This window comes from Enterococcus sp. 3G1_DIV0629 (genome assembly GCF_002141285.1).
Lineage (GTDB): Bacteria > Bacillota > Bacilli > Lactobacillales > Enterococcaceae > Enterococcus_B > Enterococcus_B lactis.
The window spans coordinates 270,623-295,340 of record NZ_NGLI01000003.1 but is presented as its reverse complement, the minus strand read 5'-3'; the positions used below and the strand labels follow the sequence as shown (position 1 = coordinate 295,340).

24 protein-coding genes, 1 rRNA gene and 1 other RNA gene (1 of these 26 only partly in view) are annotated in these 24,718 nt (G+C 38.2%); 6 read left to right on the top strand and 20 right to left on the bottom strand.

The features are described from left to right. The 3 genes from A5816_RS13700 to A5816_RS13685 all read right to left on the bottom strand — a co-directional run. Positions 1–864 (bottom strand): 16S ribosomal RNA (locus A5816_RS13700) (it extends 697 nt beyond the left edge of the window). 699 nt (positions 865–1,563) lie between these two features. Continuing rightward, positions 1,564–1,926: a hypothetical protein gene (locus A5816_RS13690; protein WP_002310196.1), complete on the bottom strand. Its 363-nt coding sequence runs from the start codon at positions 1,924–1,926 to the stop codon at positions 1,564–1,566. Positions 1,927–2,001: 75 nt separating this feature from the next. After that, a complete protein-coding gene (locus A5816_RS13685; protein WP_002290989.1) occupies positions 2,002–2,382 on the bottom strand; it encodes a CvfD/Ygs/GSP13 family RNA-binding post-transcriptional regulator in 381 nt (126 codons plus the stop codon). A gap of 63 nt (positions 2,383–2,445) precedes the next feature. Here A5816_RS13685 and A5816_RS13680 point away from each other — a divergent pair, with 63 nt between their 5' ends. Then, a complete protein-coding gene (locus A5816_RS13680) occupies positions 2,446–3,639 on the top strand; it encodes a MalY/PatB family protein (RefSeq protein WP_172891982.1) in 1,194 nt (397 codons plus the stop codon). Positions 3,640–3,714: 75 nt separating this feature from the next. Here the strand turns inward: A5816_RS13680 and A5816_RS13675 are convergent, their stop codons facing one another. Then, positions 3,715–4,299, bottom strand: coding sequence for a peptidylprolyl isomerase (locus A5816_RS13675; RefSeq protein ID WP_002290993.1), 585 nt, complete (start codon positions 4,297–4,299; stop codon positions 3,715–3,717). A 211-nt stretch (positions 4,300–4,510) separates the two neighbouring features. On the opposite strand from A5816_RS13675, the gene A5816_RS13670 reads away from it, so the two are divergent. Beyond that, a complete protein-coding gene (locus A5816_RS13670) occupies positions 4,511–5,509 on the top strand; it encodes an NAD(P)/FAD-dependent oxidoreductase (RefSeq protein WP_002315792.1) in 999 nt (332 codons plus the stop codon). A 110-nt stretch (positions 5,510–5,619) separates the two neighbouring features. Then, positions 5,620–6,129, top strand: coding sequence for a phosphatidylglycerophosphatase A (locus tag A5816_RS13665; protein ID WP_002373868.1), 510 nt, complete (start codon positions 5,620–5,622; stop codon positions 6,127–6,129). Positions 6,130–6,155: 26 nt separating this feature from the next. On the opposite strand, the gene A5816_RS13660 is transcribed toward A5816_RS13665, so the two are convergent. The 6 genes from A5816_RS13660 to tadA all read right to left on the bottom strand — a co-directional run bounded on the left by A5816_RS13660 (position 6,156) and on the right by tadA (position 10,529). Then, positions 6,156–6,815 (bottom strand): TIGR01906 family membrane protein, encoded by a 660-nt coding sequence (locus tag A5816_RS13660; RefSeq protein WP_002310190.1) that lies wholly within the window; start codon positions 6,813–6,815, stop codon positions 6,156–6,158. Position 6,816: 1 nt separating this feature from the next. Beyond that, positions 6,817–7,581: a TIGR01457 family HAD-type hydrolase gene (locus tag A5816_RS13655; RefSeq protein WP_002373869.1), complete on the bottom strand. Its 765-nt coding sequence runs from the start codon at positions 7,579–7,581 to the stop codon at positions 6,817–6,819. Between the two features lie 7 nt (positions 7,582–7,588). Beyond that, positions 7,589–8,266 (bottom strand): YutD family protein, encoded by a 678-nt coding sequence (locus A5816_RS13650; protein ID WP_002373870.1) that lies wholly within the window; start codon positions 8,264–8,266, stop codon positions 7,589–7,591. A gap of 36 nt (positions 8,267–8,302) precedes the next feature. Next, positions 8,303–9,688, bottom strand: a complete 1,386-nt coding sequence (locus tag A5816_RS13645; RefSeq protein WP_086311539.1) for a bifunctional UDP-sugar hydrolase/5'-nucleotidase — start codon at positions 9,686–9,688, stop codon at positions 8,303–8,305. 218 nt (positions 9,689–9,906) lie between these two features. Next, positions 9,907–9,991, bottom strand: an RNA gene (gene ffs, locus A5816_RS13640) — signal recognition particle sRNA small type. Positions 9,992–10,013: 22 nt separating this feature from the next. Next, entirely contained in the window at positions 10,014–10,529 is a 516-nt protein-coding gene (gene tadA, locus A5816_RS13635; RefSeq protein ID WP_002373872.1) for a tRNA adenosine(34) deaminase TadA, read from the bottom strand. Between the two features lie 106 nt (positions 10,530–10,635). On the opposite strand from tadA, the gene A5816_RS13630 reads away from it, so the two are divergent. Beyond that, a complete protein-coding gene (locus tag A5816_RS13630) occupies positions 10,636–11,493 on the top strand; it encodes a helix-turn-helix domain-containing protein (protein WP_002373873.1) in 858 nt (285 codons plus the stop codon). Positions 11,494–11,573: 80 nt separating this feature from the next. On the opposite strand, the gene A5816_RS13625 is transcribed toward A5816_RS13630, so the two are convergent. From A5816_RS13625 to A5816_RS13615, 3 genes are all read right to left on the bottom strand, one after another. Continuing rightward, positions 11,574–11,909, bottom strand: coding sequence for a hypothetical protein (locus tag A5816_RS13625; RefSeq protein ID WP_010733000.1), 336 nt, complete (start codon positions 11,907–11,909; stop codon positions 11,574–11,576). Positions 11,910–11,984: 75 nt separating this feature from the next. Then, complete coding sequence (locus A5816_RS13620) at positions 11,985–13,355, bottom strand: RsmF rRNA methyltransferase first C-terminal domain-containing protein (RefSeq protein WP_038399063.1); 1,371 nt, start codon at positions 13,353–13,355, stop codon at positions 11,985–11,987. Positions 13,356–13,432: 77 nt separating this feature from the next. After that, a complete protein-coding gene (locus tag A5816_RS13615) occupies positions 13,433–13,966 on the bottom strand; it encodes a TetR/AcrR family transcriptional regulator (RefSeq protein ID WP_086311538.1) in 534 nt (177 codons plus the stop codon). Between the two features lie 322 nt (positions 13,967–14,288). Here A5816_RS13615 and A5816_RS13610 point away from each other — a divergent pair, with 322 nt between their 5' ends. Continuing rightward, entirely contained in the window at positions 14,289–15,779 is a 1,491-nt protein-coding gene (locus A5816_RS13610; RefSeq protein WP_086311537.1) for a helix-turn-helix domain-containing protein, read from the top strand. A 157-nt stretch (positions 15,780–15,936) separates the two neighbouring features. Here A5816_RS13610 and A5816_RS13605 read toward each other — a convergent pair whose 3' ends face one another. The 7 genes from A5816_RS13605 to A5816_RS13575 form a co-directional block, all read right to left on the bottom strand. Further along, positions 15,937–16,644 carry a zinc metallopeptidase gene (locus tag A5816_RS13605; RefSeq protein ID WP_002287139.1) on the bottom strand — a complete coding sequence of 236 codons (708 nt, stop codon included), beginning with the start codon at positions 16,642–16,644 and terminating at the stop codon, positions 15,937–15,939. A 78-nt stretch (positions 16,645–16,722) separates the two neighbouring features. Further along, the gene (locus A5816_RS13600; RefSeq protein WP_002291014.1) at positions 16,723–17,061 is read right to left on the bottom strand and encodes a zinc ribbon domain-containing protein YjdM; all 339 of its coding nucleotides are present in this window, start codon (positions 17,059–17,061) and stop codon (positions 16,723–16,725) included. Positions 17,062–17,172: 111 nt separating this feature from the next. Then, entirely contained in the window at positions 17,173–18,135 is a 963-nt protein-coding gene (locus A5816_RS13595) for a bifunctional oligoribonuclease/PAP phosphatase NrnA (protein WP_086311536.1), read from the bottom strand. Between the two features lie 14 nt (positions 18,136–18,149). After that, positions 18,150–19,481, bottom strand: coding sequence for a DRTGG domain-containing protein (locus tag A5816_RS13590; protein WP_086311535.1), 1,332 nt, complete (start codon positions 19,479–19,481; stop codon positions 18,150–18,152). 7 nt (positions 19,482–19,488) lie between these two features. After that, on the bottom strand, positions 19,489–20,169 hold the full coding sequence (locus A5816_RS13585; protein ID WP_002373881.1) for a metal-dependent hydrolase: 681 nt from the start codon (positions 20,167–20,169) through the stop codon (positions 19,489–19,491). A 213-nt stretch (positions 20,170–20,382) separates the two neighbouring features. Beyond that, a complete protein-coding gene (locus A5816_RS13580) occupies positions 20,383–20,862 on the bottom strand; it encodes a YbaK/EbsC family protein (protein WP_086311534.1) in 480 nt (159 codons plus the stop codon). Positions 20,863–20,987: 125 nt separating this feature from the next. Then, positions 20,988–22,667, bottom strand: coding sequence for a ribonuclease J (locus A5816_RS13575; protein WP_010732994.1), 1,680 nt, complete (start codon positions 22,665–22,667; stop codon positions 20,988–20,990). Between the two features lie 547 nt (positions 22,668–23,214). Between A5816_RS13575 and A5816_RS13565 the strand changes: the two genes are divergently transcribed. After that, complete coding sequence (locus tag A5816_RS13565; RefSeq protein ID WP_086311532.1) at positions 23,215–24,711, top strand: ABC transporter permease; 1,497 nt, start codon at positions 23,215–23,217, stop codon at positions 24,709–24,711. Positions 24,712–24,718 lie beyond the last annotated feature (7 nt).

Here is a 24,718-nt window from a genome sequence, read left to right as displayed (position 1 = left end):
CGGAAACCCTCCAACACTTAGCACTCATCGTTTACGGCGTGGACTACCAGGGTATCTAATCCTGTTTGCTCCCCACGCTTTCGAGCCTCAGCGTCAGTTACAGACCAGAGAGCCGCCTTCGCCACTGGTGTTCCTCCATATATCTACGCATTTCACCGCTACACATGGAATTCCACTCTCCTCTTCTGCACTCAAGTCTCCCAGTTTCCAATGACCCTCCCCGGTTGAGCCGGGGGCTTTCACATCAGACTTAAGAAACCGCCTGCGCTCGCTTTACGCCCAATAAATCCGGACAACGCTTGCCACCTACGTATTACCGCGGCTGCTGGCACGTAGTTAGCCGTGGCTTTCTGGTTAGATACCGTCAAGGGATGAACAGTTACTCTCATCCTTGTTCTTCTCTAACAACAGAGTTTTACGATCCGAAAACCTTCTTCACTCACGCGGCGTTGCTCGGTCAGACTTTCGTCCATTGCCGAAGATTCCCTACTGCTGCCTCCCGTAGGAGTTTGGGCCGTGTCTCAGTCCCAATGTGGCCGATCACCCTCTCAGGTCGGCTATGCATCGTGGCCTTGGTGAGCCGTTACCTCACCAACTAGCTAATGCACCGCGGGTCCATCCATCAGCGACACCCGAAAGCGCCTTTCAAATCAAAACCATGCGGTTTCGATTGTTATACGGTATTAGCACCTGTTTCCAAGTGTTATCCCCTTCTGATGGGCAGGTTACCCACGTGTTACTCACCCGTTCGCCACTCTTCTTTTTCCGGTGGAGCAAGCTCCGGTGGAAAAAGAAGCGTACGACTTGCATGTATTAGGCACGCCGCCAGCGTTCGTCCTGAGCCAGGATCAAACTCTCATAAAAAGTTCGAACAATCTTGCGATTGTTAAGCTCAATTTGTTTGCTAGCATATTGCTTGCTTGTTAAAAATGTTTGTTGTCTTGAATTGAATCAAGACGCCCTACACATTTGGTTTGTCTTACTTTGTTCAGTTTTCAAAGGTCTACTTCATCGGAAGTGTTTCTCCGATTTGTTTTGGCTGCCGTAGCAACTTTTATATCATATCAGAGCGACAAGTGATTGTCAACTCTTTTTTAAAAGTTTTTTTCGATTTCGTTTTTCGAAATCTTTCAGCAACTCGTTTATCATAACTTATCGTTTGTTATTTGTCAAGAATTTTTTTGAAGTTTTTTTCGATAGAATCAAGCTTCGCAAGCTGTTCTTTTTTAACGACTCAGTTATCTTATCATGTCATCATCAACATGTCAATAACTATTTTTTAAGTTTTTTCAGAAACGTGATATAACGTCCACTTCAGAATCAACGCTGTTAAATTTATCATGTATTTCTTCCTTGGTCAACTATAAATTAAGCATTACTTTGTGAAATGATTTTTCGATCAATTATTATTATTCGTTATACAACCGTTTTCTACATATTTTGAAAACAAAATGTACCAAAAAATTATCTATAGCAGAACATTTCATTGTCTTTTTTGGATCAAACAATAAAAAAAAGAAGTTTGAAAAAAATTCAAACTTCTTTGTTCGCTTAATCTGTATTTTAGAAGAAAGGCACTCCCTCTACTTCGTAAGTTCCAAGAACAGAGCGCATTTGACCTGGTTCTTCCCAAATATATCCTTCGCCTAATTCTTCTCTTTGATTCTTTTGTTCAGTCTCAAAGACAAATAACGGAACATTTTCCTGATTAATATGTGTATTTGTCAATTCCATCAAACTAATCTTGCTAACATCGATATGAACTATTTCTTTTAAGAAATTAAGTATATTCGCTAAACCAGTCTTCCCTTCAGAAAGTTCCGCTAACGCAAATTCCAACTTGTCATCAATTGAATGGACCAAAAATTTTTTAGAACCATCCTCCAAATGCAACATAATTGTACCAGCAACTCTTTTGCTTGCCAAAATTTCCACCTCGATCACCTTGTTCTATGGCTTACATAAAAATTCTAGCACATTTTCAGAAAAAATACACACTTTTTATTTCTTATTTTCTTTCCGTTCTAATTCAGATAACGCTTCTTCTATCCAAATAGGTAACTGCTCCGCAATAGTGGCAAAACCGATTTTACGATTTTTATTCGTGAAATATCTTTTTCTACGATAAGGAACAGCTGGATTTGTTTTTTCTAATGTTCTTAAAGATAAACTGATTTTTTTGGAATATTCATCAATGTCGATGATCTGAACGGTTACTGGCTGCCCGACTTTTAACAATGAATGGATATTTTTCGTATAACCGGATTGTACTTCCGAAACATGAATAAGTCCTTGCGTCTCATTATCAAGAGAGACGAATGCCCCATAAGGCTGTATCCCTGTTACTTTTCCTTCAATTATTTGTCCAATTTTATAAGTCATCTACTTCCCTCTCTTCGCATTTATCATTATACTGTAAATAGCGCAAAAAAAGAAGCGACGAAAATGACTGGAGGTATTGAGATGATCGAATTTGATAAAAAGATTTCAAGAAAAGATACAGAAAGTGTAAAATGGGACGCGATTGCCGAGACATATCAAATGGATGATTTACTTCCTTTGTGGGTAGCAGATATGGATTTCTTATCTCCCGAGGGGGTAGCTAATGCGTTTAGTGAATACATCAAACACGGAATCTTTGGTTATGCCACTCTGTCTGATAAACTTTATCAGGCTATCATTCATTGGGAACGTCAACGCCATGCTGTTGAGTTGACGAAAGAAAATATTGTTTTTACAAGTGGTGTGTTAACTAGTTTAGCTGCAGCAGTACAAACTTTTACAAAACCAGGCGATTCTATTTTGATTCATGACCCAGTTTATCCTCCATTTTCCTCTATTATAGAAACAAATCAACGTCACATTGTTCGAAGCTCTTTGCTAGAAAAAAATAATCATTTTGTCATGGACTTTTCTGACATGGAGAAAAAAATAGAAGAAAATAATGTAAAAGCAATGATCTTGTGCAATCCTCATAATCCAGGAGGTCGCGTTTGGAGCAAAGAAGAATTGAAACAGTTAAGCGAATTGTGTTTAAAGCATCGAGTGTTTCTGTTTAGTGACGAAATCCATCAAGATTTGACTTTATTCGATCATACATTTACTTCCATGCTGACGATTAATCCCGATTTGGATGATTTGCTCGTTGCCTTTACTTCTGCAACAAAGACTTTCAATTTAGCTGCAATCAAAAATTCAATGGTATTTATCAAAAATCCAGAGCTGAAAGCTAAATTTGAAAAACATTTAGTGATGAATCAACAGCACGAAATCAACACTTTTGGTTTGATTGGGACTCAAGCGGCTTATGAGACTGGTGGAGAATGGTTAAGCCAACTGATTCCTTATCTAGAAAAAAATGTTCAAACAGTTAATCAGTTTTTTGAACAGCATCTTCCGAAAGTGAGAATCATGAGCCCTGAAGGAACTTATTTAATGTGGTTGGATTTTACCGCTTATATTTCAGACGACCAGAAATTAGAGAATACTCTAGTGAGAAAAGGAAAAGTCGTATTAAATCCTGGTATTACATTTGGTCCTTCCGGTCATGGACATATGCGCTTGAATATTGCTTGTCCAGAAGAAACTTTACTAGAAGGACTTCATCGAATCAAGCACGCTTTAGAAACAATCGAATAAATCAGTTATCAAAGTAAAAGGACGAGACCTTACTAGGTTTCGTCCTTTTCTATAATTACTCCGTATCATACCAAACTATTCTGAAATTTCAATTGTTTCTATCACTACATCATGTACAGGGCGGTCTTGTGGACCACGTTGCACATTTGCGATTTCATCTACTGTGTCCATCCCTTCTAGTACATGTCCAAAGACTGTATGCCGGAAATCTAGCCAAGGAGTTCCGCCACCTTTATACGCTTCAATAATTTCTGATGGGAATCCAGCACCTTCTAATTGTCCAAGCATATTAGCTGGCACATTTGTGTTATTTACAATAAAGAATTGGCTTCCGTTTGTGTTTGGACCTGAATTTGCCATAGATAAAGCTCCGCGAAGGTTGAACAGTTCACGACTGAATTCATCTTCAAAACTTTCGCCATAAATACTTTCTCCACCCATCCCTGTTCCAGTTGGATCGCCGCCTTGAATCATGAAATCAGGAATAACACGGTGAAAAATCACGCCATCATAATAACCTTTTTTGGAAAGTTCAATGAAATTTTGAACTGTCTTCGGTGCTAGTTCAGGGAATAATTGAACAGTAATGTCACCACGGTTTGTTTTGATAACAGCTTTTGGTCCTTTTTCACTTTTTAAATCTAGTTGTGGGAATCCCATATTGTTTCCTCCTATTATTTGCATACTTCATAAATAATAATAACATAATACCTAACCTTCCGTAAAAATACTAGATTTGTTTTTCTTTATTTTTTTCATCACTGCCTGCATTCCATGAATAAATTCTATGACTGACCATTTCAACTTCAAATATTTTTGAGAAGCATTCTCAATTAAATTCTGCTATAGTGTGAAAAGGGAGGAATTTTTTATGGAAATCTATGACATTACAATTATCGGTGCAGGTCCTGTGGGGATGTTTGCCGCTTTTTATGCAGGAATGCGTCAAGCTAAAACAAAAATCATTGACAGTCTACCTCAACTTGGTGGTCAATTAGCAACATTATATCCTGAAAAATATATTTACGATATCCCAGGTTATCCAGCAATCAAAGCAAGTGAATTAATCGATCAATTAGAAAAACAGTTAACTACTTTTAACCATACATTTCATTTAAAAGAAGAAGTTCTCTCGCTTACTCGTGAAGACGAAGTTATCGAGATCACTACAAATAAAGGCATACATTATTCTAAAGCAGTCATTTTAGCTTTAGGAAATGGTTCATTCCAGCCAAGAAAATTGAATTTAGATAATGCTGAAGCATTCGAAAACCACGGATTGGATTATTTCGTAAATGATTTGATGAAATATGCCGGAAAAAAAGTTGCTATTGCTGGAGGCGGCGATTCTGCTATCGATTGGGCATTGATGTTGGAGCCTATTGCAAGCGAAGTTTACCTAATCCATCGTCGTCCGGAATTCCGTGCGCATGAACATAGCGTATCACGTTTGAAGTCTTCATCTGTCAACTTGCTTACTCCATATCTAATCGATGGATTGTCTGGCAACGATGGAGAACTGTCAGATATCCGCTTAAAAAAAGTGAAGAGCGATGAAACAATTGATTTGATGATTGATGCTCTGATCGTCAATTATGGATTCACTTCTAATTTAGAACATCTCTCTTCTTGGGGACTTGATAGTACCAGAAATGCCATCACTGTAAAATCAGATATGTCTACTTCTATTCCAGGTGTTTATGCAGCTGGTGATATCTGTACCTATGAAGGAAAAGTGAAACTGATTGCTACTGGGCTCGGTGAAGCACCTACCGCAGTGAACAATGCTTTACACTACATTAATCCAAAAGAACGGACTCAGCCTGGTCACAGCACAAGCTTATATGATAAAAATCTTCGTCCTAGTTGATTTTTTAGATTCCTCTGCATTTCAAGCGAGATCCGAAAGCAGTTTCTTGCATTTTTTTCATGTTCCGTTAACATGAAATAGAGAAAGAAAAATAAAGGGGGAGCAATAATATGGTCGTCAAAACTGAGACTTTAGAAGAAAAAGCAAGAGAACTATTGAAAGAACGTGGCGTGAGTATCGAAGATATCGCACAACTTGTCATGTTTTTACAAAAAGACTATATTTCTGATTTGACTTTGGCAGATTGTACTGAAAGTGTCAACAGCGTATTAACAAAACGTGAAGTACATAACGCCATTATCACCGGAATCCAATTAGATATATTAGCAGAAAAGAAAAGATTGATGGATCCGTTGCAACACATTATCGAAGATGACGAAGGTCTTTATGGTATCGATGAAATCTTAGCTTTATCAATCGTGAATGTTTACGGTACGATTGGCTTTACGAACTATGGCTATATCGATAAAGTGAAACCTGGTATTTTAAAAGAACTAAACAGCCACGATGGCGTTCATGTCCATACCTTCTTAGATGATATCGTCGGAGCAATCGCCGCTGCTGCTGCCAGTCGATTAGCACACAAAGAACCAGAAAAAAGAAGTCGACTTACTCAATAAATCAAAAAAAGAAAGAAAACGTCTATTTAGACGAGTTCTTTCTTTTTTGTTTGTTTCAAGCTATTTTTCCCTAAGAAAAGAAAAATAGCAAAAAATACTTCTAATACTACAAAGAACAAGATAAAGCTATGCATGAAAAATTCTTCTGGAAGTACATTGATGATTGGATCAGTCACAGGATCGAATAACCAGTCATCGTTGTTGAAAAACGTTTCATGAAAAAGGATAAAAAAGCGATCAAATCCAATCATCATGAAAAAACCGAAAATAACTGGCAGCAACATGCCAATCTGAAACGGACGAATCAATCGCCAAAGACGATCATTCTTTTGCAAATATCTGATAAACAAAATACTTGGGATCAGAGTGATGAAAAATACAGCATAATCCACTAAAAACAAAATTTTCACTTCATAAAAATGATGAGCTCCGCTAGCAGAAACTGGAAAGTCCGGCAAACTGAGGACTGTTTGGAAGGGATTATTAAGATAATTCATCAGGTGATCAAAATTTTTCAGTAATGTCTCTTGGTCTAAAGAAGTATAATCCAAAATATGCAAATGTCCGATATCAAATACATACAGCGGTCGAAAATTGATCGTCACTCCAACTGCCAAACTGATCAGCGTCAGAAACAGGCTGAATAATCCGGCATATTCCAACCACCGCCATCTCGAATTTTTCATATTAGAAGCTCCATTCATCCAATGATCGTTTCACATAGGTAGCTGGGATAGGCAGCCCAGGTACATCTTCTTCTTTTGTGAAACCTGATAAAACGAGCAAAGTATCGATATTATTACGTATCCCTGCTTGGATATCTGTTTCATAGTTATCTCCAACCATGATTACTTCTTCTTTTTGCAGACCTAATACTTCAACGGCTTTATCCATAATGATTGCTTCTGGTTTTCCGATATAAATTGGTGGAGTTTGGGTTGCTGTCTCGACGAAAGAGATGACTGACCCTGCTCCAGGAAGAAGACCTCGTTCTGTAGGGATATTCTTATCCGGATTCGTTCCAATGAAAGTAGCCCCTTTTTGAATAGCAAGAGTTGCTTTGACGACCTTTTCATAGGTCAAATAATTGTCTAGCCCTACTACTACATAGTCAGGAACCTCTTCTTCCCATGTAAATCCGGCAGCTAAAATCAAGTCAATCAATCCGGCTTCTCCGATAACATACACTTTTTTTCCTTTTCCATCTGTTTTCATGAAATCAATTGTAGCCAAAGTAGCTGTATAAACTGTTTCTGGTGCTACATGAATGTCAAACTCATCTGCTAGACGATTAGCCACTGTTTTTGGCGACTTAGTCGTGTTATTGGTAACAAATAAGAAAGGCAATTTTCTTTTTTGTAATTCTTCCACAAACCGTTTTCCTGCCGGTATAGGTTCCGTCCCGCGATAAATCGTCCCGTCTAAATCAATTAAATATCCTTTATAGTCCATTCATCCACTACTCTTCCCTTTTTCTTATCGTAAATGCTGTTTTTGTTTTTTCCACTTGATTAGATTGTTCTTGTTTTTTTACTTTTTCAGAGGTTTTTGCTGACTCTGTTTTTCGATTTTTAATAACCGGTTTTTTGCGATTAGATGTGACTGGTCCTTTTTTCTCATCGATATACGCACGATTATGGTTTTTTTTCTTTTTTCGGCGCTGAGTTGTCTTTTCTTTTTTACCGCCGATTCTTTCGATGACAAAATACGCACAACCAAAATTGCAATATTCGTAAAGATAGTCTTCCAATGAATCAATTCGCTGATCCGGATGCGCCCGTCGATTATCCGCTCGGAAGAATCCTTTTAAACGTAGTTGTTCATAACCCCAATCTCCTACGATATAATCATATCGGGCTAGTACATCACTGTATCGTTCTCCCAGTTTTTCTGCATTAAATCCTTCACGATAATCGGACACAAGCCGATAATGTCTTTCGCCTACCAAAAAATTACTGTCATCTAACAGCGTCACTAATTCACCTTTGACTTTTTCTGCTTTCGGCTCCTCGACGATTTCTTCCAAAGCAGCTGTCAATTCTTCTGTGACTGTTGTTTCCTGTTCAGCTGATGATTTTTTCTTAGCAATTTCTGTTTTATGCTCAACGTTCTGCTGTTCATTTTGTTTTGCAGACATGCGTTCACCACCTATCTTTTTTATTATACCTTGTTTTTATTTGATTGGGTAGTGAGCTTTCAAGTAATCTCCTACCACGCTTCGGATAAATTCAGGAAACAAAAATTCATTTTTTCCAACAATTTCGATCGTTGGAAAAAATGGGACAAACATTAGATGATCGACGGTAGTAAAAGTATAATTTTTAGTCGGATCGACTGGCTTGTTCTTCCAAAAGACTTGGTGGTTAACAGAATCATACGTGATTCCATTATAGACCATCTGTCCAAAAATCTTGCCGCGAAATCCCATTCCCTTCATCGGATAGTTACGTAAAAACTGACGATTTTTTTCTATTTCTAAAACTAAACGAATCAGCTCATTTCCACCCAATGTGACATTCAGCAAGTGCATTGGATGCGGTAATGCCGTGTGAAGCTGATCCTGGTTGACCCGACCTTTTGGAATTTCAGTTAAAAACAGACCACTGTTTAATATTGCGGCGTCCGTCTTTCCTCGTTCTTTCACCGCCTCAAGGGCTACTTGGATAAACGAATGCTCACTGAAGATATCTAGGCTTAAAGAAAACGGCAAATCCGCTACTTCTTTTTCTTTTAGCAGCTCATGCCCCTGTTCTAAGTAACCGTTTACCTCTTGTTCATCTTCTGTAAAAGCTGTCATTGTTTCTGTAGGGATGGCTTTGGCCGAATGCTTAAGGATTTTTTTTTCTTCATCGATGGTTAAATGGACTTCTCCTACATACTGACCGTATTTGCCAGCTGCTGCTATTTGGACATCGTTGACTACATGACCTTCTCTGAATAAATGATGGGTGTGCGAACCTAAAATAACATCAATTGCTGGTATTTCTTTTGCAATTTGTAAATCATCTTGAATCCCGAGATGACTCATCAAAACTAAAACATCCACTTGTGGACGTAAATCTTCGACTAATTCCGGCAAAATATCATATGGATTGCGTATGTCCCAGCCATTTGGATTATACGTAAGCGGGAACGGGGCAGTAAATGCAATCAAGCCAATTTTTGTCTGGTGTTTCGTTGTAATGATTTTATACGGTTTCGTCCATATCGGTGGCTGCAACGTATTTTTATCGAACAAGTTATCAAGGATGATATCAAACTCAGCATGATCATATAAGTGGTTTAGATCTTCTTTGGAATTTCCTACGCCTTCATTGTTTCCTATCGTCGCTGCATCATAACCAACTTCATTCATCAGCAAGATATTCGCCTGTCCATTCGTTGCCTCTGATAATGGATGCCAACGATCCACAAAATCACCTAGATCGACTGCAATCGTTGTCGTATTTTCTTTCTTTTCGTTTTCTCGTTTACGCTGATCTAAGAATCTTCTGATCCTTGGCCAATTTTCTAAATGTGAATGCAGATCATTCGTATGTAAAATCACTATTTTTTCCATGTGTCCTCTCGCCTCTCTTTATCTTCATCATACCACAGGCAGCTTTTTCTTCCATTGAAACAAGCTCCATTTCAGCGCTTTCCCTGCCTCAAAGCAAATTACATAAGTATAATATTCGATAAAATAGTCTGGCTAAAAGAACGAAAAACTATTCAGTTTTACAGCCTAATTATTTCTAGAAATAAAAAAAACAGACCCGAAAGTCTGTCGTCGTTTCATTATAATCAGACACATGGCGGAACCTGCTTAGTGCTGCTTCCTTCCAGACCTGACACGCTTCACAAGCCCACCATTGTCCTAGCCTTTCGGCAAAGAATAGTATACCTTATTTTTCATTCGTTGACCAGTCTTTTTTTAATTTCTTTTTTCGCTGACGCAGCTTTCGGAAAAAGTCAGTCAAAATCTTCCCGCATTCGTCTTCTAAAATGCCACCTTCTACATACGCTTGATGGTTGAATCGTTCGTCTTCCAAAAGATTCATCAAAGTGCCAGCTGTTCCGCCTTTCGGGTCATATGCACCGAAATAAACTTCTGCTACACGAGACAAAATCATCGCGCCACTGCACATAGGGCAAGGTTCCAAGGTAACAAAAAGCGACGCATTTTCTAAGCGCCAACTTCCAACTTTTTCACAGGCTTCCTTGATTGCAAGCATTTCTGCATGTGTAGTAGCATCTTGTGTCGTTTCTCTAAGGTTATATCCTTTTCCAATCACTTCTCCCTCTAATACAACCACTGCTCCAATCGGAACTTCATGGAGCACTTCTGCTTTTTTTGCTTCTGCCAATGCAAGGCGCATCCATTTTTCTTTATCTACTGCATCAAGATTTGTATTAACCAATTATCCTTCCCTGCCTTTGTTTTTTCTTGTTTTACTTTAGCATATGACAAAAAGGCTGTAACTAACTTTTTTTTCTATGGTAAAATAAATACAAGAGGTGAACAAGATGAAAATGAATAAATTACTTGCTCTTTACCCACAAGCACAGAAAAAAAACTGTCCAGCATCAGAAGCTGATATCCTTTCTTTTGCAGTTGATGATGCTTTTATTTGGATTAAAAGCGATTCACTATCCCAACAAGAAACTAGTCTTTTGAAAGCGTTATTCCCTATAGTCAGCGATCAAAAAAAGCATCCATGGTATCACTATCTTTTTAAAGATGCTTCTTGCATCCAAGAAAAAAGCTTTCGTTTGATTCAGCTTCACGTCGAATCGAAAGGAGAATTCTTAAAAAAAGAATGGCAAGATACTATTTTGGAATTATTTCGCTATTCTGCTGATTTCTTTTTTTATACAGATACTGATGCTCTCTTGATCGAACAAAAAAATTGTGATTATCTTGATGCTGCTGAGATCAATGGTATTTTTCTATCTTTAGATGCTGATTTTGATACGACAACGTCTGTATTCGTTGGTTCTTTTCATTCACCAGGTAGCGACCTTGTCCCTTTGTTTGCTGAAGAAAGAAGAATTTTTTTAACAGAGCAAAACAATCTCTATACTCACAGCCGTACTTTTTCTATGCAAGATGTTGCTTTACATTACTATACAAAAGATGTCATGAAAGATAGTGCGTTGATCAAAAGTTACATAGAACTGATCAAACAAAATGAAATGGAAGAGATCATTCAAGAATTATGGAATGAATTAGGTAATGTCAGCTCTGCTGCAAAAACACTGTTTCTTCATCGGAATACGCTAAAATATCGAATCGAAAAATTTCAAGAACAATCAGGTTTCAATCTAAAAAAAGCCAATGATTTACTGTTTTGCTACCTTTTATTGCTTCATGAGCATGATTAAAAATAAGTTAAAGGGGTTATGACAAAAATTTTGTCATAACCCCTTATTTCGAATGAATAGTGTTCAAAAGCTAGTTTCTCTTAAATCATTTTTTCAACAAAATGCATAAGCCGATCTTTTACGTCTTCGGTTGAGTCTTTGATGGAATCACCGTAAACAGAGATTTTCTTTTTTCCTGATTTTATTTTTGCTAACATCCCCATCAAAGAATCCAAGTCACTATCTGACAGATCATCTACGATTTCCATCAATTTTTCATTTCCATCGAATTTGTCATGGACGAATTTTTTTACTTTTGTCCGAGTAGTCATATGATGGATCTTTTCCATTACTTTTCCCGATACGACGACTGCTGTCGCTACACTGGCAGCGGCTGCTACGCTTAATCCAATTGTTACTTTTGTTGATGTTTTCATAAGTATCAGCTCCTTTTTATCTACTTCAATCATAGCATAGACAAAAAAATAAACGAACTAATCCACTCATCAAAATCAGCGAAATCTTAATCCTTTAGGAAAAAAGTTCTTTACTGTTCCTTTTACTTGTTTACCAAAACCGACAGGTATCTTATCCAATACTAATAAAACCCATCCTTGATTCCCATCACGTTGAAATGTTTCTCCTGCTGTGTAAGACTGCCATTCCTTTTGAGTGATCGACAGACAAGGGATGTTTTCTGTCTTTTTCATAGCAAGTGCTAAGGCATAGCTAGGTTCAAATCGATTCTTTTTGAAATCTCCTAAATGCAAACCTGTACGCATGACCTTCAAACCATCAAGAGAAGGGAGCAACTCAGGAACTTCCCAAAGATGATCGTTGAACACTAAAAGTCTCCCAGTGATTTCATAATGGAAATCCATTGAAAATTCCGTCCAAAGTTTTTCCTGTTCTTTTGTCAATTGTTCTTTCCGTTTCTTACGTACTTTCTTTTCTTTCCGCGTCGGGTTTTGTCCATGAAAAGTCAACTTCGCGACAAAATGCCCTTCTCCTTGATTTTCATGAGGCCATATACGCACTGTTTTGTCCAAACCATCTACGCTTCCCCATTCAGGACGTCCTGAACTAACGGTTTGAGACAAAGGGATTTCTTCAATTGTTACTGGATAATTTTCTACAAGCCAGCTAATAATCTCTTCATTTTCTTCTGGTGCAAACGTACAGGTAGAGTAGATCAGCTGCCCTTCATGTTTTAGCATCTTTATTGCTGAAGACAAAATCTCTTGCTGACGTTTTTGACAGTGTAGCGGAGATTCTTCTGTCCACTCTTTTACTGCATTCGGGTCTTTTCTGAACATCCCTTCCCCTGAACAAGGCGCATCAACCACGATTCGATCAAAAAAACCGGAAAAATGAGGAACAAGCTCTGCAGGTGCATGATTTGTCACTATTGCGTTCGAAACTCCCCATCGTTCTATATTTTCTGATAGGATCTTCGCGCGTTTCGGAAATATCTCATTTGATACTAATAACCCTTTGCCTCTCATTTGAGCAGCTAATTGGGTCGATTTACCGCCGGGAGCTGCACACAAATCCAGCACTTTTTCTCCGGGTTTTGCTGCAGCAGCTGTTCCAACGATCATTGCACTTGGTTCTTGGCTATATTCGTACCCAGCTTGATGGAGGAAAGACTTTCCATTCACAGTGCCAAGAAATCCCTCATTGCTGTAGGGAGCGGGTTGCAATTCTTCGCTATGGTAAGTTTGAACCATAGCCAATCCTGCCGGTTTTAGTGGGTTCCACCGAAATCCTTTTTTTGCGCTTCCTTGCTCAAGGGCACAAAAAAATTCAGTTGATTCTTCGCCTAAAAGAAGACGATATTTTTTGATAAATTGCTGTGGTAACGTTGTAGCTTCCTCCTTCATTCAAATGTTTCGTTAGACATTTTACAATCTTTTTTACGAAAAATAAAGGTGGATGATCTACTTTTTCATGTTGCTGCCTAAGATAACTGTTCCTTTAAGATACTTTCCAAGTATTCATCCGTCACCTCGTTTTTATCCCAAACAGCGTTCATCGTTTCAAAAAAATCTTGAGAAAAATTATCTGAGCTCAAACTTCCCAATGCATTAAGCCAAAGCAATTCAAGCAACTTTTCTTCTTTGATTTTCGTGTGGCTTTTGATGTATGAGAAAAATGGCCGTTTAAATAGCGAATTCATGTCTAATTCAGATTTTGCAATGATTCCACGGATACTTTCATGGATAGAAAAAAATTCTTTCAGCAAGTAGACTGTGCTTAGAACATCATTGGAATTGCATTCAGCTAAGTATCGTTCAAAGCAAACAGTGATTTCTTCTAATATTTTCTCCTTTAACCCGCTGATCGATTTGAAATGTGTATAAATCGGATATGTAGAGCACCCACAGAAATCTGCCAGATCTCTTGCAGTAATTGACTTCATTCCATATTCTTCCACATATACCATACTTTTGAACAGCAAATATTCTTTACTATAATTTGTTACTCTCCCCATCGTTCTTCCCTCCGTCCCTCTTCATCTACCCTTTAATAAATAACATATAAAATTAAAAAAATAGTGAAATGATTACTGATAACCTTCATAATCACTTTAGATATATCCATTAAAAATCAAGTATATTTACTTCTGAAACAAGAAAATCTTGACAAAATACCCTATGAAATAAACAATAGAATAAACAAGGTGATAACAAGATTTAAATAACAATATATACAAGCAAAAGGCGGTACTCTGTGAGAATAACACACACTGAAATGACTTTCCACTCACAGTTTTTGTCTAACTATATACAAAAACAGAATAAAAGGAGGCTATTATGTTAATTGAAGCAAGAAAAAAAGAGTTGCTTGTTCTGCACGGGGTCATTCAAAAAAACAATTGTTCTTTACAGGAATTAGCCAATGAATTGCATATTCCAAAACGGACAATCAAAGAGTTGATTCGGAAAGTAAATTTTTCGCTCAAGCAATTTTTATTGATGGAGGAATTTATTTATTCTAACCATAAAGGAGAGATCCACACTAAAGAAACCGATCAGCCTAAAAAGCTAGCTGTTTTTTATAAGTTAAGATTATGCTACCTAAAAGAATCCAATCGTTTTAATTATTTAATGCTGCTGATTAATTATCCACAATCTGCTGTACCAAAAAAGTATTTACTTGAACAACTTTATATATCGCCCTCCTATCTAGAAAAGCTGACAAAACAGCTCAATCATTCCTTAAATAAATTCCATTTAAGGATCGTATCTGTACAAAACTGCTGTGTTCTTGAAGGAAACGAATTATCTATCCGCCTATATCTTTATTTTTTTCTTTCAGATACATTCGAAGGAGACGATTGGCCGTTTTCCTCTCTTGAATTAAATACACTAAAAAAGAAAAGTAAGGATGAGCACAGAGAAAAAAATCCAAAACAAGAAAAAAACATCTATTTGTTACTTGCTTTATTCATATGTCGTAACAGACAACAGGCACGTTTTTCGAAAATTTCTCCTGAAATTACTGAATTAATGGATTTGTTGCAGCGTACACATGATTATTCAGAATGCTTTACTTCTTTTTCAGCGATTTATCCCTGTGAAGAGGTAGAAACGGAAAGAGCCTACTTTAATTATTTTTTCTATTGTTTTTTTCCAAATCAAATTTCATTCCAACAAAAACAGGTGATTGGTTTCTTATTTTCCACAAGCAAAAACCTTATTTGCCAACAAGTCGATCAATTGATGACTTACTTAACTCAACAGTTTCCTATCAATCATTTGGAAGAAAAAAAACCGATCTATTTTTATTTTCTCGTACTAGCAGTTATTCTTTTGGAACTGTTAGGTGAATCTAGCAGTAGCTTTTCTACACTCTGCTTTCCAGAAACTACCTCCAATCAAACAGCTTCTTTTATACAGGAAAAAAAATTAAGAGAAAAAATTGACACAATTTTTTCAAACTCTAGAAAAAAAGTTCAATTAAGTCAATACCTTAGTCAATTGATCCAACACTTATTACAAACAGAAATGAAAGAACAATTACTCATCCACCTGCAGATAACCAAACCATTCACAGGGAATTACCATCTGCAAAGTCATTTACAGCAACTATTTCGCAATGAAGCAGTCAAGATTATCGAATGTCCTGAACATGCTGATTTGATTATTACAGATCAGCATGAGAAAAAATCAGCTGAAACGGAAACTTTCTATCTAGATACAAATCACGATACAGTATTATTCGGTGAGTTGATAAAAGCGATTCAAGAACTGTATATGAAAAAAAGATATGAGAATAAAACAAAGAGCGTGGGACAAAAGTAAAGAACACTTTTGTCTCACGCTCTAAACACGTATAAACGGCGGAAGCAGAAGCAACTCCTTCGGAAATAAGCTGAAATTCACAAAAATTTGAAAAGCAATTTTCGTGAATTCCTTCTTATTTCTTGGAGTTAAACGCTTCTGTCCCAGCCTCTTTATGTTAATCTCTTCGGTTACCGCCAAACAATAAAATCAGACGCAGTAGTTGCAAGAATGTCGAAAGCGCCGCTGCAACGTAAGTCAATGCCGCTGCAAACAATACGTGTCTTGCCATCGGTACTTCTTCTTCCGTCAGCAGTCCGCCTTCACTCAAAATTTGGATTGCTCGACGAGATGCGTTGAATTCAACTGGTAATGTCACCAATTGGAAGAGTAACGCTAAAGAAAAAGCAAAAATCCCGATATTGATCAACGTAGAGTTCCAACTAAGTAATACACCTACCATAATCAATGGGAACGAAATCATCGAACCAAAGTTAGCTGCGGGAACAAGTGCCGCACGGATCTTCAATGGGACATACCCCGAAGCATCTTGCACCGCATGTCCGCATTCATGTGCTGCTACACCTATCGCAGCAACTGAAGTAGATTGCGCAGTCGCTTGAGACAGGCTCAGCATCTTATTACCTGAATTATAGTTATCTGTGAGATCTCCGGCAATTTGTTGAACGCCAACATTATTTATTTGTTGGCTTTGCAATATATATTGTGCTGCTTGTGTACCAGTCACGTTGTTTTTGCTTCTCACTTGATCATATTTGCGGAAAGTACTATTGACATAAGCTGACGCAATTCCGGAAATGACTAATCCAAGAATGACCAAAAGAAATGTCGGATCTAAAAAGCCATACATTCCATAACCATACATTGTCGTTTCACTCCTTTTTATTTCCTCTATTTTATCATTAGTAGCAAGAAAAGAATGTGAAAAGACCTTGAATATTCTTTAATTTTTTTTCACAAATTCCGATTTCAGTTTCATCGGTCCAAATCCTTCTACCTTGCAATCGATATTATGGTCGCCTTCTACTAAGCGGATGTTCTTGACTTTCGTTCCTTGTTTAATGGCACCTGATGCACCTTTTACTTTCAAATCTTTGATCACTGTCACGCTATCGCCTTCTGACAGACGGTTTCCATTTGCATCTAATACCACTAATCCGTCTTCTATGACAGTTTTTTGTTCTTCTTTGCTCCATTCGTTCCCGCATTCTGGGCAAATCAACAAACCTCGATCTTCATATGTGTACTCTGAGCCGCATTCTGGGCAATTTGGTAATGTCATCTTCTTTCTCCTTTAAAATCTTTAGTGAGCACTATTGTAACGGAAAAAGAAGATGTTGAAAAGATACATTTGTGATTTTTACCACAAAAGGAACGTTTTCGAATGAAGTTATCACTTCGTTTCTCTACTCTTATACGATTGGCAAATGTCTTGAATCTCTTTATAGATTTCCTCTACTTCTGCTAAATCTTTTGCATTCGCACCACTTGCTAATGGGTGGCCTCCCCCATGATGGCGTTTCGCTAATTCATTGATGACTGGTCCCTTAGAACGTAAGCGTACGCGGTAATGTCCTGAAGGCTGCTGAACAAAAATACCCCAAGCTAGTACTTCGTCGATCACTCCAGGAAGAGAAACGATTGAAGCCGTCTCTGAATCATCGATTCCATATTTATCAAGAATTTCTTGCGGAAGGATTATTCTTCCTGCACCATTTTCATCCACCTGGATATTTTGATAAAGATAACCGGAAAGTTTAGCGACTTTCATCGGCATTTGCTCAATCTCTCTATTCAAAGCACTTGCATCAAATGGATAATTCCTCAATATCGATGCAATCTCTAATGTACGGGACGTCGTGGAGGGATACAAAAAGCGCCCTGTATCTCCGACGATTCCCGCATAAAGTAACCGTGCAGCTTCCACGTTCATCTTAAATAATTCAGGAAACATCAAAGCAAATTCTGCAACCATCTCACTACAACTGCTTGCTTTTGTATTTACCCACACAAGATCTCCATAAGGGTCATCATTGGGATGATGATCAATTTTGATCAGCTTTTCAGCTAACTGATATCTTTGATCACTGATTCTGGGTGAATTAGCTGTATCGGTCACGATGACTAGCGCTCCTTGATAGAAGGCATCTTCAACCTCTTGCATTTCTGCTAAAAAGCGAAGACCTTCAATTGTTTCACCTACTTGTCGTATTTCTTTTTCTGGGAAACTTTCCCGTAATAGTTCGGCTAATCCTACTTGTGATCCTAACGCATCAGGATCAGGACGCAAATGCCTGTGGATAATAATTTTATCGTATTTTTTTATTGTATCTACTATTTCTTGCTGTACTGTCATTTCACTCCTGCTTTCTAAGAACGTTCCATTACTTGACAAACAACGATTGCTTTGGAAACGATGGTATTTTCAATAAATACTTCGATATCCAATTTAGCGGAACGTCTGCCGATTTCCAATACACGTGGACGAATGTCCAACTCGCTTTCCAATTGGATCAGCCGCAAATAATGTAGGTTCACTTGTTCAATCAAGATATTTCGTTTTTGGTTCATCACCATTGTTTTTTGTGCGACATCAGAAATGATTTCGCTAAGTACACCAAAAGAAATGGTTCCAACACCATTGACCATTTGTGGTGTCACTACAAATTTGAACTTAGGGTTTTCCAAACGGTTCCCTTCGCGATCGGTATCAATTGTATGGATATTTCCAGATATCTGATCTGAAATCGTATCTGCAATCTGCGGTTGTCGCTGGACAAGCTGCATCGCTTTCATTACATCTTGCCGGGTAATCAAGCCTTCCAATGTCAAGTCATCGGAAACGACTGGCATGACTTCCAGCCCATCCCAGATCATTTGATGGCTAACAGAAGCAATACTCATTGTTTTCTTTACACTGATTGGTTCTTTCGTCATCACTCGATCAATGATCTGATTTGGTGATTTCCCTAAAACGTCTTTTGCCGTAACAATCCCCATCAAACGTTGATGGCGGTTAACGACTGGAAAACGTGAATGTTGCGTTTCTTCTGACAAACGTTGATAATCAGAAATCGTATCCATCTGATGCAAATAATGTGTCTTTTCCGCCGGCATGTAGATATCGCTGACAAGCATGATATCTTTTTTGATCAATTGGTCACTTAATGCTCGGTTGATCATGGTAGCGACTGTAAATGTATCATAAGAGGTGCGCAAGATTGGCATTTCAAGTTCATCGGCTAGCTTTGCAATCTCAGCAGTCGTATTGAATCCGCCTGTGATCAATACTGCAGCGCCATCTTCCAATGCTAATTTTTGGACTTCCGCCCGGTTGCCGACGATCATCAGTGATCCTGGTGTAATATAGCGTTCCATGGCATGTTTAGTCATCGCACCGATGACGAATTTATTCAAGACCTTATCTAATCCTGCCGAGCCGCCTAAAACGTCCCCTTCAATGATTCGGACGACTTCGCCAAATGTCAAACGTTCAATATGTTTTTTTAATTTACGTTCGATACGGATCGTTCCTACTCGTTGAATCGTTGAAACTAGTCCGACATTTTCCGCATCTTTGATTGCACGGTACGCTGTTCCTTCACTGACATTCAATTCTTTTGCGATGCTTCTTACAGAAATTCGATTGCCCACAGGTAAACTTTCAATATATTCTAAAATCAAATCATGTTTTGTCGCCATTTTCTGCCTACACTTCCAGCGTTTCCGAGACGCTCATTATTTTTCCTTCGCTACCTTCCAGTAATGCTACAAAAGATTCAGGATCTTGTTCAATAACAGGGAACGTATTGTAATGGATTGGAACGACTTTCTTGGCACGAATTGTTTGTGCAGCCCGAGCCGCATCCTCTGGTCCCATCGTATAGTTATCACCAATCGGCAAGAAAGCAACATCAATATCGAATTCCTCTGCAAGCAATCCTAAATCACTGAAATAAGCTGTATCTCCTGCATGATAAATCGTTTTGCCTTCTGCTTGGATAATGATTCCGCTAGGCTCACCCATATATTGAACGATACCGTCTACTTCATAGCTTGAACTATGCTGTGCATGTACGAATTTTACTGTGCCGAATGGAAATGCATGTTTTCCGCCGATATTCATACCGAATGAATCTACTCCTCTGCTATTTGCATAATCAGCGATCTCAACAATACTGATAACCGTGGCTTGATTTTCTTTTGCAATAGGGATCATATCTCCTATATGGTCACTATGTCCATGAGTAATTAGCAACCAATCTGTCTTTACTTCTTCTGCAGTTAAATCTGACAATGGGTTTCCTGTAATAAACGGGTCAATCATCACACGTTGGCCATTTTCCATTTCGATCGTTAAACAAGAATGTCCATGATACGTAATTTTCATATTCTACACCTCACGTTTTCTCTGTCTCTTTTTTATTAAAACCGATTTCATTACTTGCATATCAATGAAAAAATATAGTTACTAAATATATTTTCATTGGATTGATAGTACAGTATGCACAAAGCAATTGTAACAGATAATACAGGATGCACCAAGTACCAAGCAGATATAATCTCAAGTTTGAGCTCTCTGCTTGGCTCCCCTTTTCGTCACTTAACTAATTAAATCAGCGTAAATAGGATGGACGATTTTTTCTAAATCAACTACTTTTATCCGGAGGCTTCTCCCGATTTCACCGCTCGACACAATCACTTCTTCTTTTTCTTTTAAAGAACTGTCTGCTAAAAAACAATAATCAGGATGTGCGAGTTTTATTCCAATAGGGGTATTCGCTCCGTGAGGATAGCCTGTATGTGTTAATACAAAATCCATTCCAGGAAAACCGACTTTACGATCTTTCGTCACTTGTCTCGTTTTTTTATAATCTAAATGATCATTCAAAGGAATCAATGCGATGATCACCCCAGTTTTGTTCCCTTTTACTACGAGAGTTTTACATATCAAAGCTGGATCAATCCCTCTTTTTTGTAGTTCTTCTGTGAAAGATTCCTCTACTATATGACTAAAATCAAGTGGTTGATAGCTGATTTTTTGCTCTTCTAAATAACGTTCGACTTTTGTTTGACTCATCATTGATCCGCTCCCTTTATTCTATCGTTTATTATAAAGCGAGGGATACTGTATTCAAAAATCATTTGTTTCCCTCAAAAAAAAGAGCAAGACGAGCGCTCTATAGAGAGAGCCATCTTACTCTTTGTTTATTTCTTATTTCGACGTTGAGTAGCTTCCATAATGACTGGCAAGATCACCGGGCGTCGTTTTGTTTGTTCAAATAAGTAACGACCTAATTGATCACGAATGTCTTGCTTTAATTTGCTCCACTCAAAATCATTGCTTTCTAAATGTTTCTCAACGATCGTTTCGATCATACTGCTACTTTCTTTCATCAGATCACGGCTAGCTTTTACGTAAACGAATCCTCGTGAAGTGATTTGAGGTTTTGAGATGATTTTCTTCTCTCTTCTGCTGATAGTGACAACCGCTACGAAAATCCCATCTTCTGATAAGATTTTCCGATCACGTAAAACAATGTTTCCGATATCGCCTATGCCTAAACCATCAATCATTACATTTTCTGCACTTGTAGTTCCTGCAACACTCATACGCTTATTCTTATATTCCAGCACATCTCCGCGTCCAGTAATATAGATATTTTTGTAAGGCATCCCTACTGCATGAGCCAAATCTGCGTGAGCAGCTAATTCCCGATATTCCCCTTGAACTGGCACAAAATATGTCGGCTTCATCAAATTGATCATCAATTGCAAATCATTAGGATTGGCATGACCAGAAACACGCATATTCTCAGAGATCAATTTCACTGTTCCACCAGCTCGATAAATGATATCTTCCGTTTTCGCCACGATTGTTTCCATCGCGATGCTTGGCGTAGTAGTGATATAAACCAAATCGCCTTCTTCGATCTTGACATTACGGTGTGTGCCGTTTGCCATTTTTTGCAGAGACTTGATGGGTTCACCCATTCGGCCAGTTTCTAAAATGATCAGTTCTTCTGGATCATAGTTTTTCATGTCTTTCAATGTAACAAGCAAATCTTCACTTGGTAATTGAAGTTTTTCTAAACGCATCGCTGTTCGAATAATTCGTTCAAAATCTTGACCAGTCAAGACAACTTTTCGTTGTGCTTTTTCTGCTGCGTCCAATACTTGTTGCACTCGTTGCAAATTACTTGCTACACAGGCGACGATGATGCGTCCTTCCCAATATTTGATCGTATCAAATACTTCATCTGCTATCTGAGCTTCAGAAGCTACAGGTTGAGGATTCTCTGCATTTGCCGATTCACTCAGTAAAGCTAAGACTCCTTCTTTGCCGATTTCTGCCAATCGTGCATAATCTGTTTGATACATCGGGATAGCCGTTTGATCAAATTTAAAATCTCCCGTATAAACAATACTACCTTCTTTTGTTTTCAGATTGATCCCCACTGAATCTGGTATCGTGTGAGTGGTACGGAAAAAGCTCACTACTGTTTCACCAAAGTCGATTTCTGTATGCTCATCTACCACATGGAAATCCTTAAATCCTTTGGCTGCTTCGTTACGACTGACATTCAGTTTTGCTAACTCGATCGTCAACTCCGTTCCAAATACTGGTACAGAAATTTTCGACAACAAGTAAGGAAGCGCCCCGATCGCATCTGCGTGCCCATGTGTTAAAAAGACACCAGCTACACGATCAATGTTTTCTTCTAAATACGTAAAATCTGGGATGACGACGTCGATCCCCAACAACTCATTTTCAGGATATTTTAGCCCACAATCTAATATGAAAATATCCTCGCCCACTTCTGCGACATACATGTTTTTTCCATTTTCGCGAACGCCGCCTAATGGGATAATTTTAATGGTACTCACAAATTTCACCTCTTCTTATGACATCCAAGTTTAAAGATGTCGATTTTCTTCTTTATCTAAATTTACGAGCCATTCCAATGAAGCACATGCAAAATCACTAGTTCTCAACTTATGGAGAATCAGCAGGAAAATCACCAGCACATCCGCGTTCTGACAGTTGGATGGGCATTTTATTTTGGATATACTTCATTAACAAAATGGATCTTTTGCGAAACGCTATAGCCAGAATCTTTATATAAGTATTCGGCTGTTCCCCATTATTATACAACAAATGAACTAAATCGCTAGTATCAGCAATTGTTAGAATCACTAAGCAAATGAAAATTCCTCTGTAACATCTAGGATTTCTTTTGTTGTTTCTCTTTCATCTCTTCTTCGTCGGTTTGAAACATACTTTTTTCATTTTACCACATTTTTTGCAATAACTATAGTGACTTTTTATATATACAGAACCTCGTGTTGATGATGTGCAAACAGTATAAGATTTAAGCTAGCTTTAAGATAGGTTGTCTATTATCAAATGCATCTACTAGGAGGGATGCAAGATATGAATTTTATGAAACGTGCATGGAAAAGTACAAAAGTAAAATGGGGACGTTCATTGTTATTGTTTGCCGTGTTCACAGCCATTCTTATTTTTGTGCTAGCTGGCCTCACGATTCGAAGCGCTGCAGAAGAAGCAGCGAATCAAGCACAAAAAGAAGTTGGAGCAACAGTGACTTTAAGTGCCAATCGAGAAGCTTCATTTAAAAAACAGGAACAAACTTCTTCAAGCAATTCTACCGCTGAAGAACGTCCAGATCCGGGCAGTTTTTCTCTTACCCCAGTATCCTTAACGGACGCGGAAAAAATAGCTAAATTAGATAATGTAAAAAGCTATTCCTTTGAAAGTTCCGCCTCAGCTATGGCAAAAGATGGAATAACTGCCATCACTAGTTCTGATTCAAGTGAAGACAGTTCAGAAACTACCGATGCAGGCGGTGGTCCTGCCGGAGGAATGGGTGGAAATCCGCAAATGACTCAAGCAGATTTTCAAATCAGCGGTGTGTCAGCAACTGCACAAAATAGTACTTTTTCTGATGGGACAGCAAAAATCACGGATGGTGAAGGAATAGATGACAGCGACAAAGGCACAAACAACGTAGTCATTGATTCTACGCTAGCAGAAGCAAATGACCTGACAGTCGGAGATACTTTCACAATCACAAGTACTGAAGATGAAGATACCACTTATGAAATGACGGTCAAAGGAATTTATGAATCTAGCGAAACAAGTAGCAGTATGGGTATGAAATTCAACTTCATGAATCCGTCGAATACACTTTACACCTCTTATACTTTTGCAAATGAATTAAATGGGACATCTGACGATAACACAATAGATTCTGCTGTTTACACTCTATCTGATCCAGATGAAATGGATGAGTTTCTCGAAGAAGCAGAGAAGCGGATCGACACAGATACATTTAGCTTACAATCAAATGATTCCATGTATCAGTCAATGTTGGAACCTTTAAACAATGTGGCAAGTTTTTCTAAAAATGTGGTTTTACTAGTGGCTGCAGCCGGTATTATCATACTTACTCTGATCATTATGATTACCATCCGGGAGCGTCGGCATGAGTTAGGCGTCTTGTTATCTTTAGGAGAATCCAGAAGTAAAATCATTCTCCAATTGTTTACCGAAGTTGCTATTTGTATGATTCTTGCATTAGGAGTTGCTTCGATTAGCGGGAACGTCGTCGCGAATGCCGTGGGGCAGCAGCTACTTGACCAACAGACAGAAACCACGACACAAGACCAACAAGCTCCTGGCGGTGGACAAATGCCAGGTAACGAACAAGGCGGTCAGCGTGGTGGTCAGCAAGGAAACACGAATAATCCATTTGCTGTTTCTGATCAAGTCAGCGAATTGGAAATCAATGTCAAACCTACACAATTAGGACTACTAGCCGGAGTAGCATTTGGAACCAGCCTGCTTTCTGTCTTTTTAGCTTCTATAGGGATATTAAGATTAAACCCAAGAAAAATCCTATTAAATTAAAGGAGGA

Excerpts from the sequence above, each read along its gene's own strand:
- A5816_RS13685 (WP_002290989.1), bottom strand. The coding sequence starts at position 2,382 with ATGACTTATAAAATTGGACAAATAATTGAAGGAAAAGTAACAGGGATA.
- A5816_RS13680 (WP_172891982.1), top strand. The coding sequence starts at position 2,446 with ATGACTGGAGGTATTGAGATGATCGAATTTGATAAAAAGATTTCAAGA.
- A5816_RS13675 (WP_002290993.1), bottom strand. The coding sequence starts at position 4,299 with ATGGGATTCCCACAACTAGATTTAAAAAGTGAAAAAGGACCAAAAGCT.
- A5816_RS13670 (WP_002315792.1), top strand. The coding sequence starts at position 4,511 with ATGGAAATCTATGACATTACAATTATCGGTGCAGGTCCTGTGGGGATG.
- A5816_RS13665 (WP_002373868.1), top strand. The coding sequence starts at position 5,620 with ATGGTCGTCAAAACTGAGACTTTAGAAGAAAAAGCAAGAGAACTATTG.
- A5816_RS13660 (WP_002310190.1), bottom strand. The coding sequence starts at position 6,815 with ATGAAAAATTCGAGATGGCGGTGGTTGGAATATGCCGGATTATTCAGC.
- A5816_RS13655 (WP_002373869.1), bottom strand. The coding sequence starts at position 7,581 with ATGGACTATAAAGGATATTTAATTGATTTAGACGGGACGATTTATCGC.
- A5816_RS13650 (WP_002373870.1), bottom strand. The coding sequence starts at position 8,266 with ATGTCTGCAAAACAAAATGAACAGCAGAACGTTGAGCATAAAACAGAA.
- A5816_RS13645 (WP_086311539.1), bottom strand. The coding sequence starts at position 9,688 with ATGGAAAAAATAGTGATTTTACATACGAATGATCTGCATTCACATTTA.
- A5816_RS13630 (WP_002373873.1), top strand. The coding sequence starts at position 10,636 with ATGAAAATGAATAAATTACTTGCTCTTTACCCACAAGCACAGAAAAAA.
- A5816_RS13625 (WP_010733000.1), bottom strand. The coding sequence starts at position 11,909 with ATGAAAACATCAACAAAAGTAACAATTGGATTAAGCGTAGCAGCCGCT.
- A5816_RS13620 (WP_038399063.1), bottom strand. The coding sequence starts at position 13,355 with ATGAAGGAGGAAGCTACAACGTTACCACAGCAATTTATCAAAAAATAT.
- A5816_RS13615 (WP_086311538.1), bottom strand. The coding sequence starts at position 13,966 with ATGGGGAGAGTAACAAATTATAGTAAAGAATATTTGCTGTTCAAAAGT.
- A5816_RS13610 (WP_086311537.1), top strand. The coding sequence starts at position 14,289 with ATGTTAATTGAAGCAAGAAAAAAAGAGTTGCTTGTTCTGCACGGGGTC.
- A5816_RS13605 (WP_002287139.1), bottom strand. The coding sequence starts at position 16,644 with ATGTATGGTTATGGAATGTATGGCTTTTTAGATCCGACATTTCTTTTG.
- A5816_RS13600 (WP_002291014.1), bottom strand. The coding sequence starts at position 17,061 with ATGACATTACCAAATTGCCCAGAATGCGGCTCAGAGTACACATATGAA.
- A5816_RS13595 (WP_086311536.1), bottom strand. The coding sequence starts at position 18,135 with ATGACAGTACAGCAAGAAATAGTAGATACAATAAAAAAATACGATAAA.
- A5816_RS13590 (WP_086311535.1), bottom strand. The coding sequence starts at position 19,481 with ATGGCGACAAAACATGATTTGATTTTAGAATATATTGAAAGTTTACCT.
- A5816_RS13585 (WP_002373881.1), bottom strand. The coding sequence starts at position 20,169 with ATGAAAATTACGTATCATGGACATTCTTGTTTAACGATCGAAATGGAA.
- A5816_RS13580 (WP_086311534.1), bottom strand. The coding sequence starts at position 20,862 with ATGATGAGTCAAACAAAAGTCGAACGTTATTTAGAAGAGCAAAAAATC.
- A5816_RS13565 (WP_086311532.1), top strand. The coding sequence starts at position 23,215 with ATGAATTTTATGAAACGTGCATGGAAAAGTACAAAAGTAAAATGGGGA.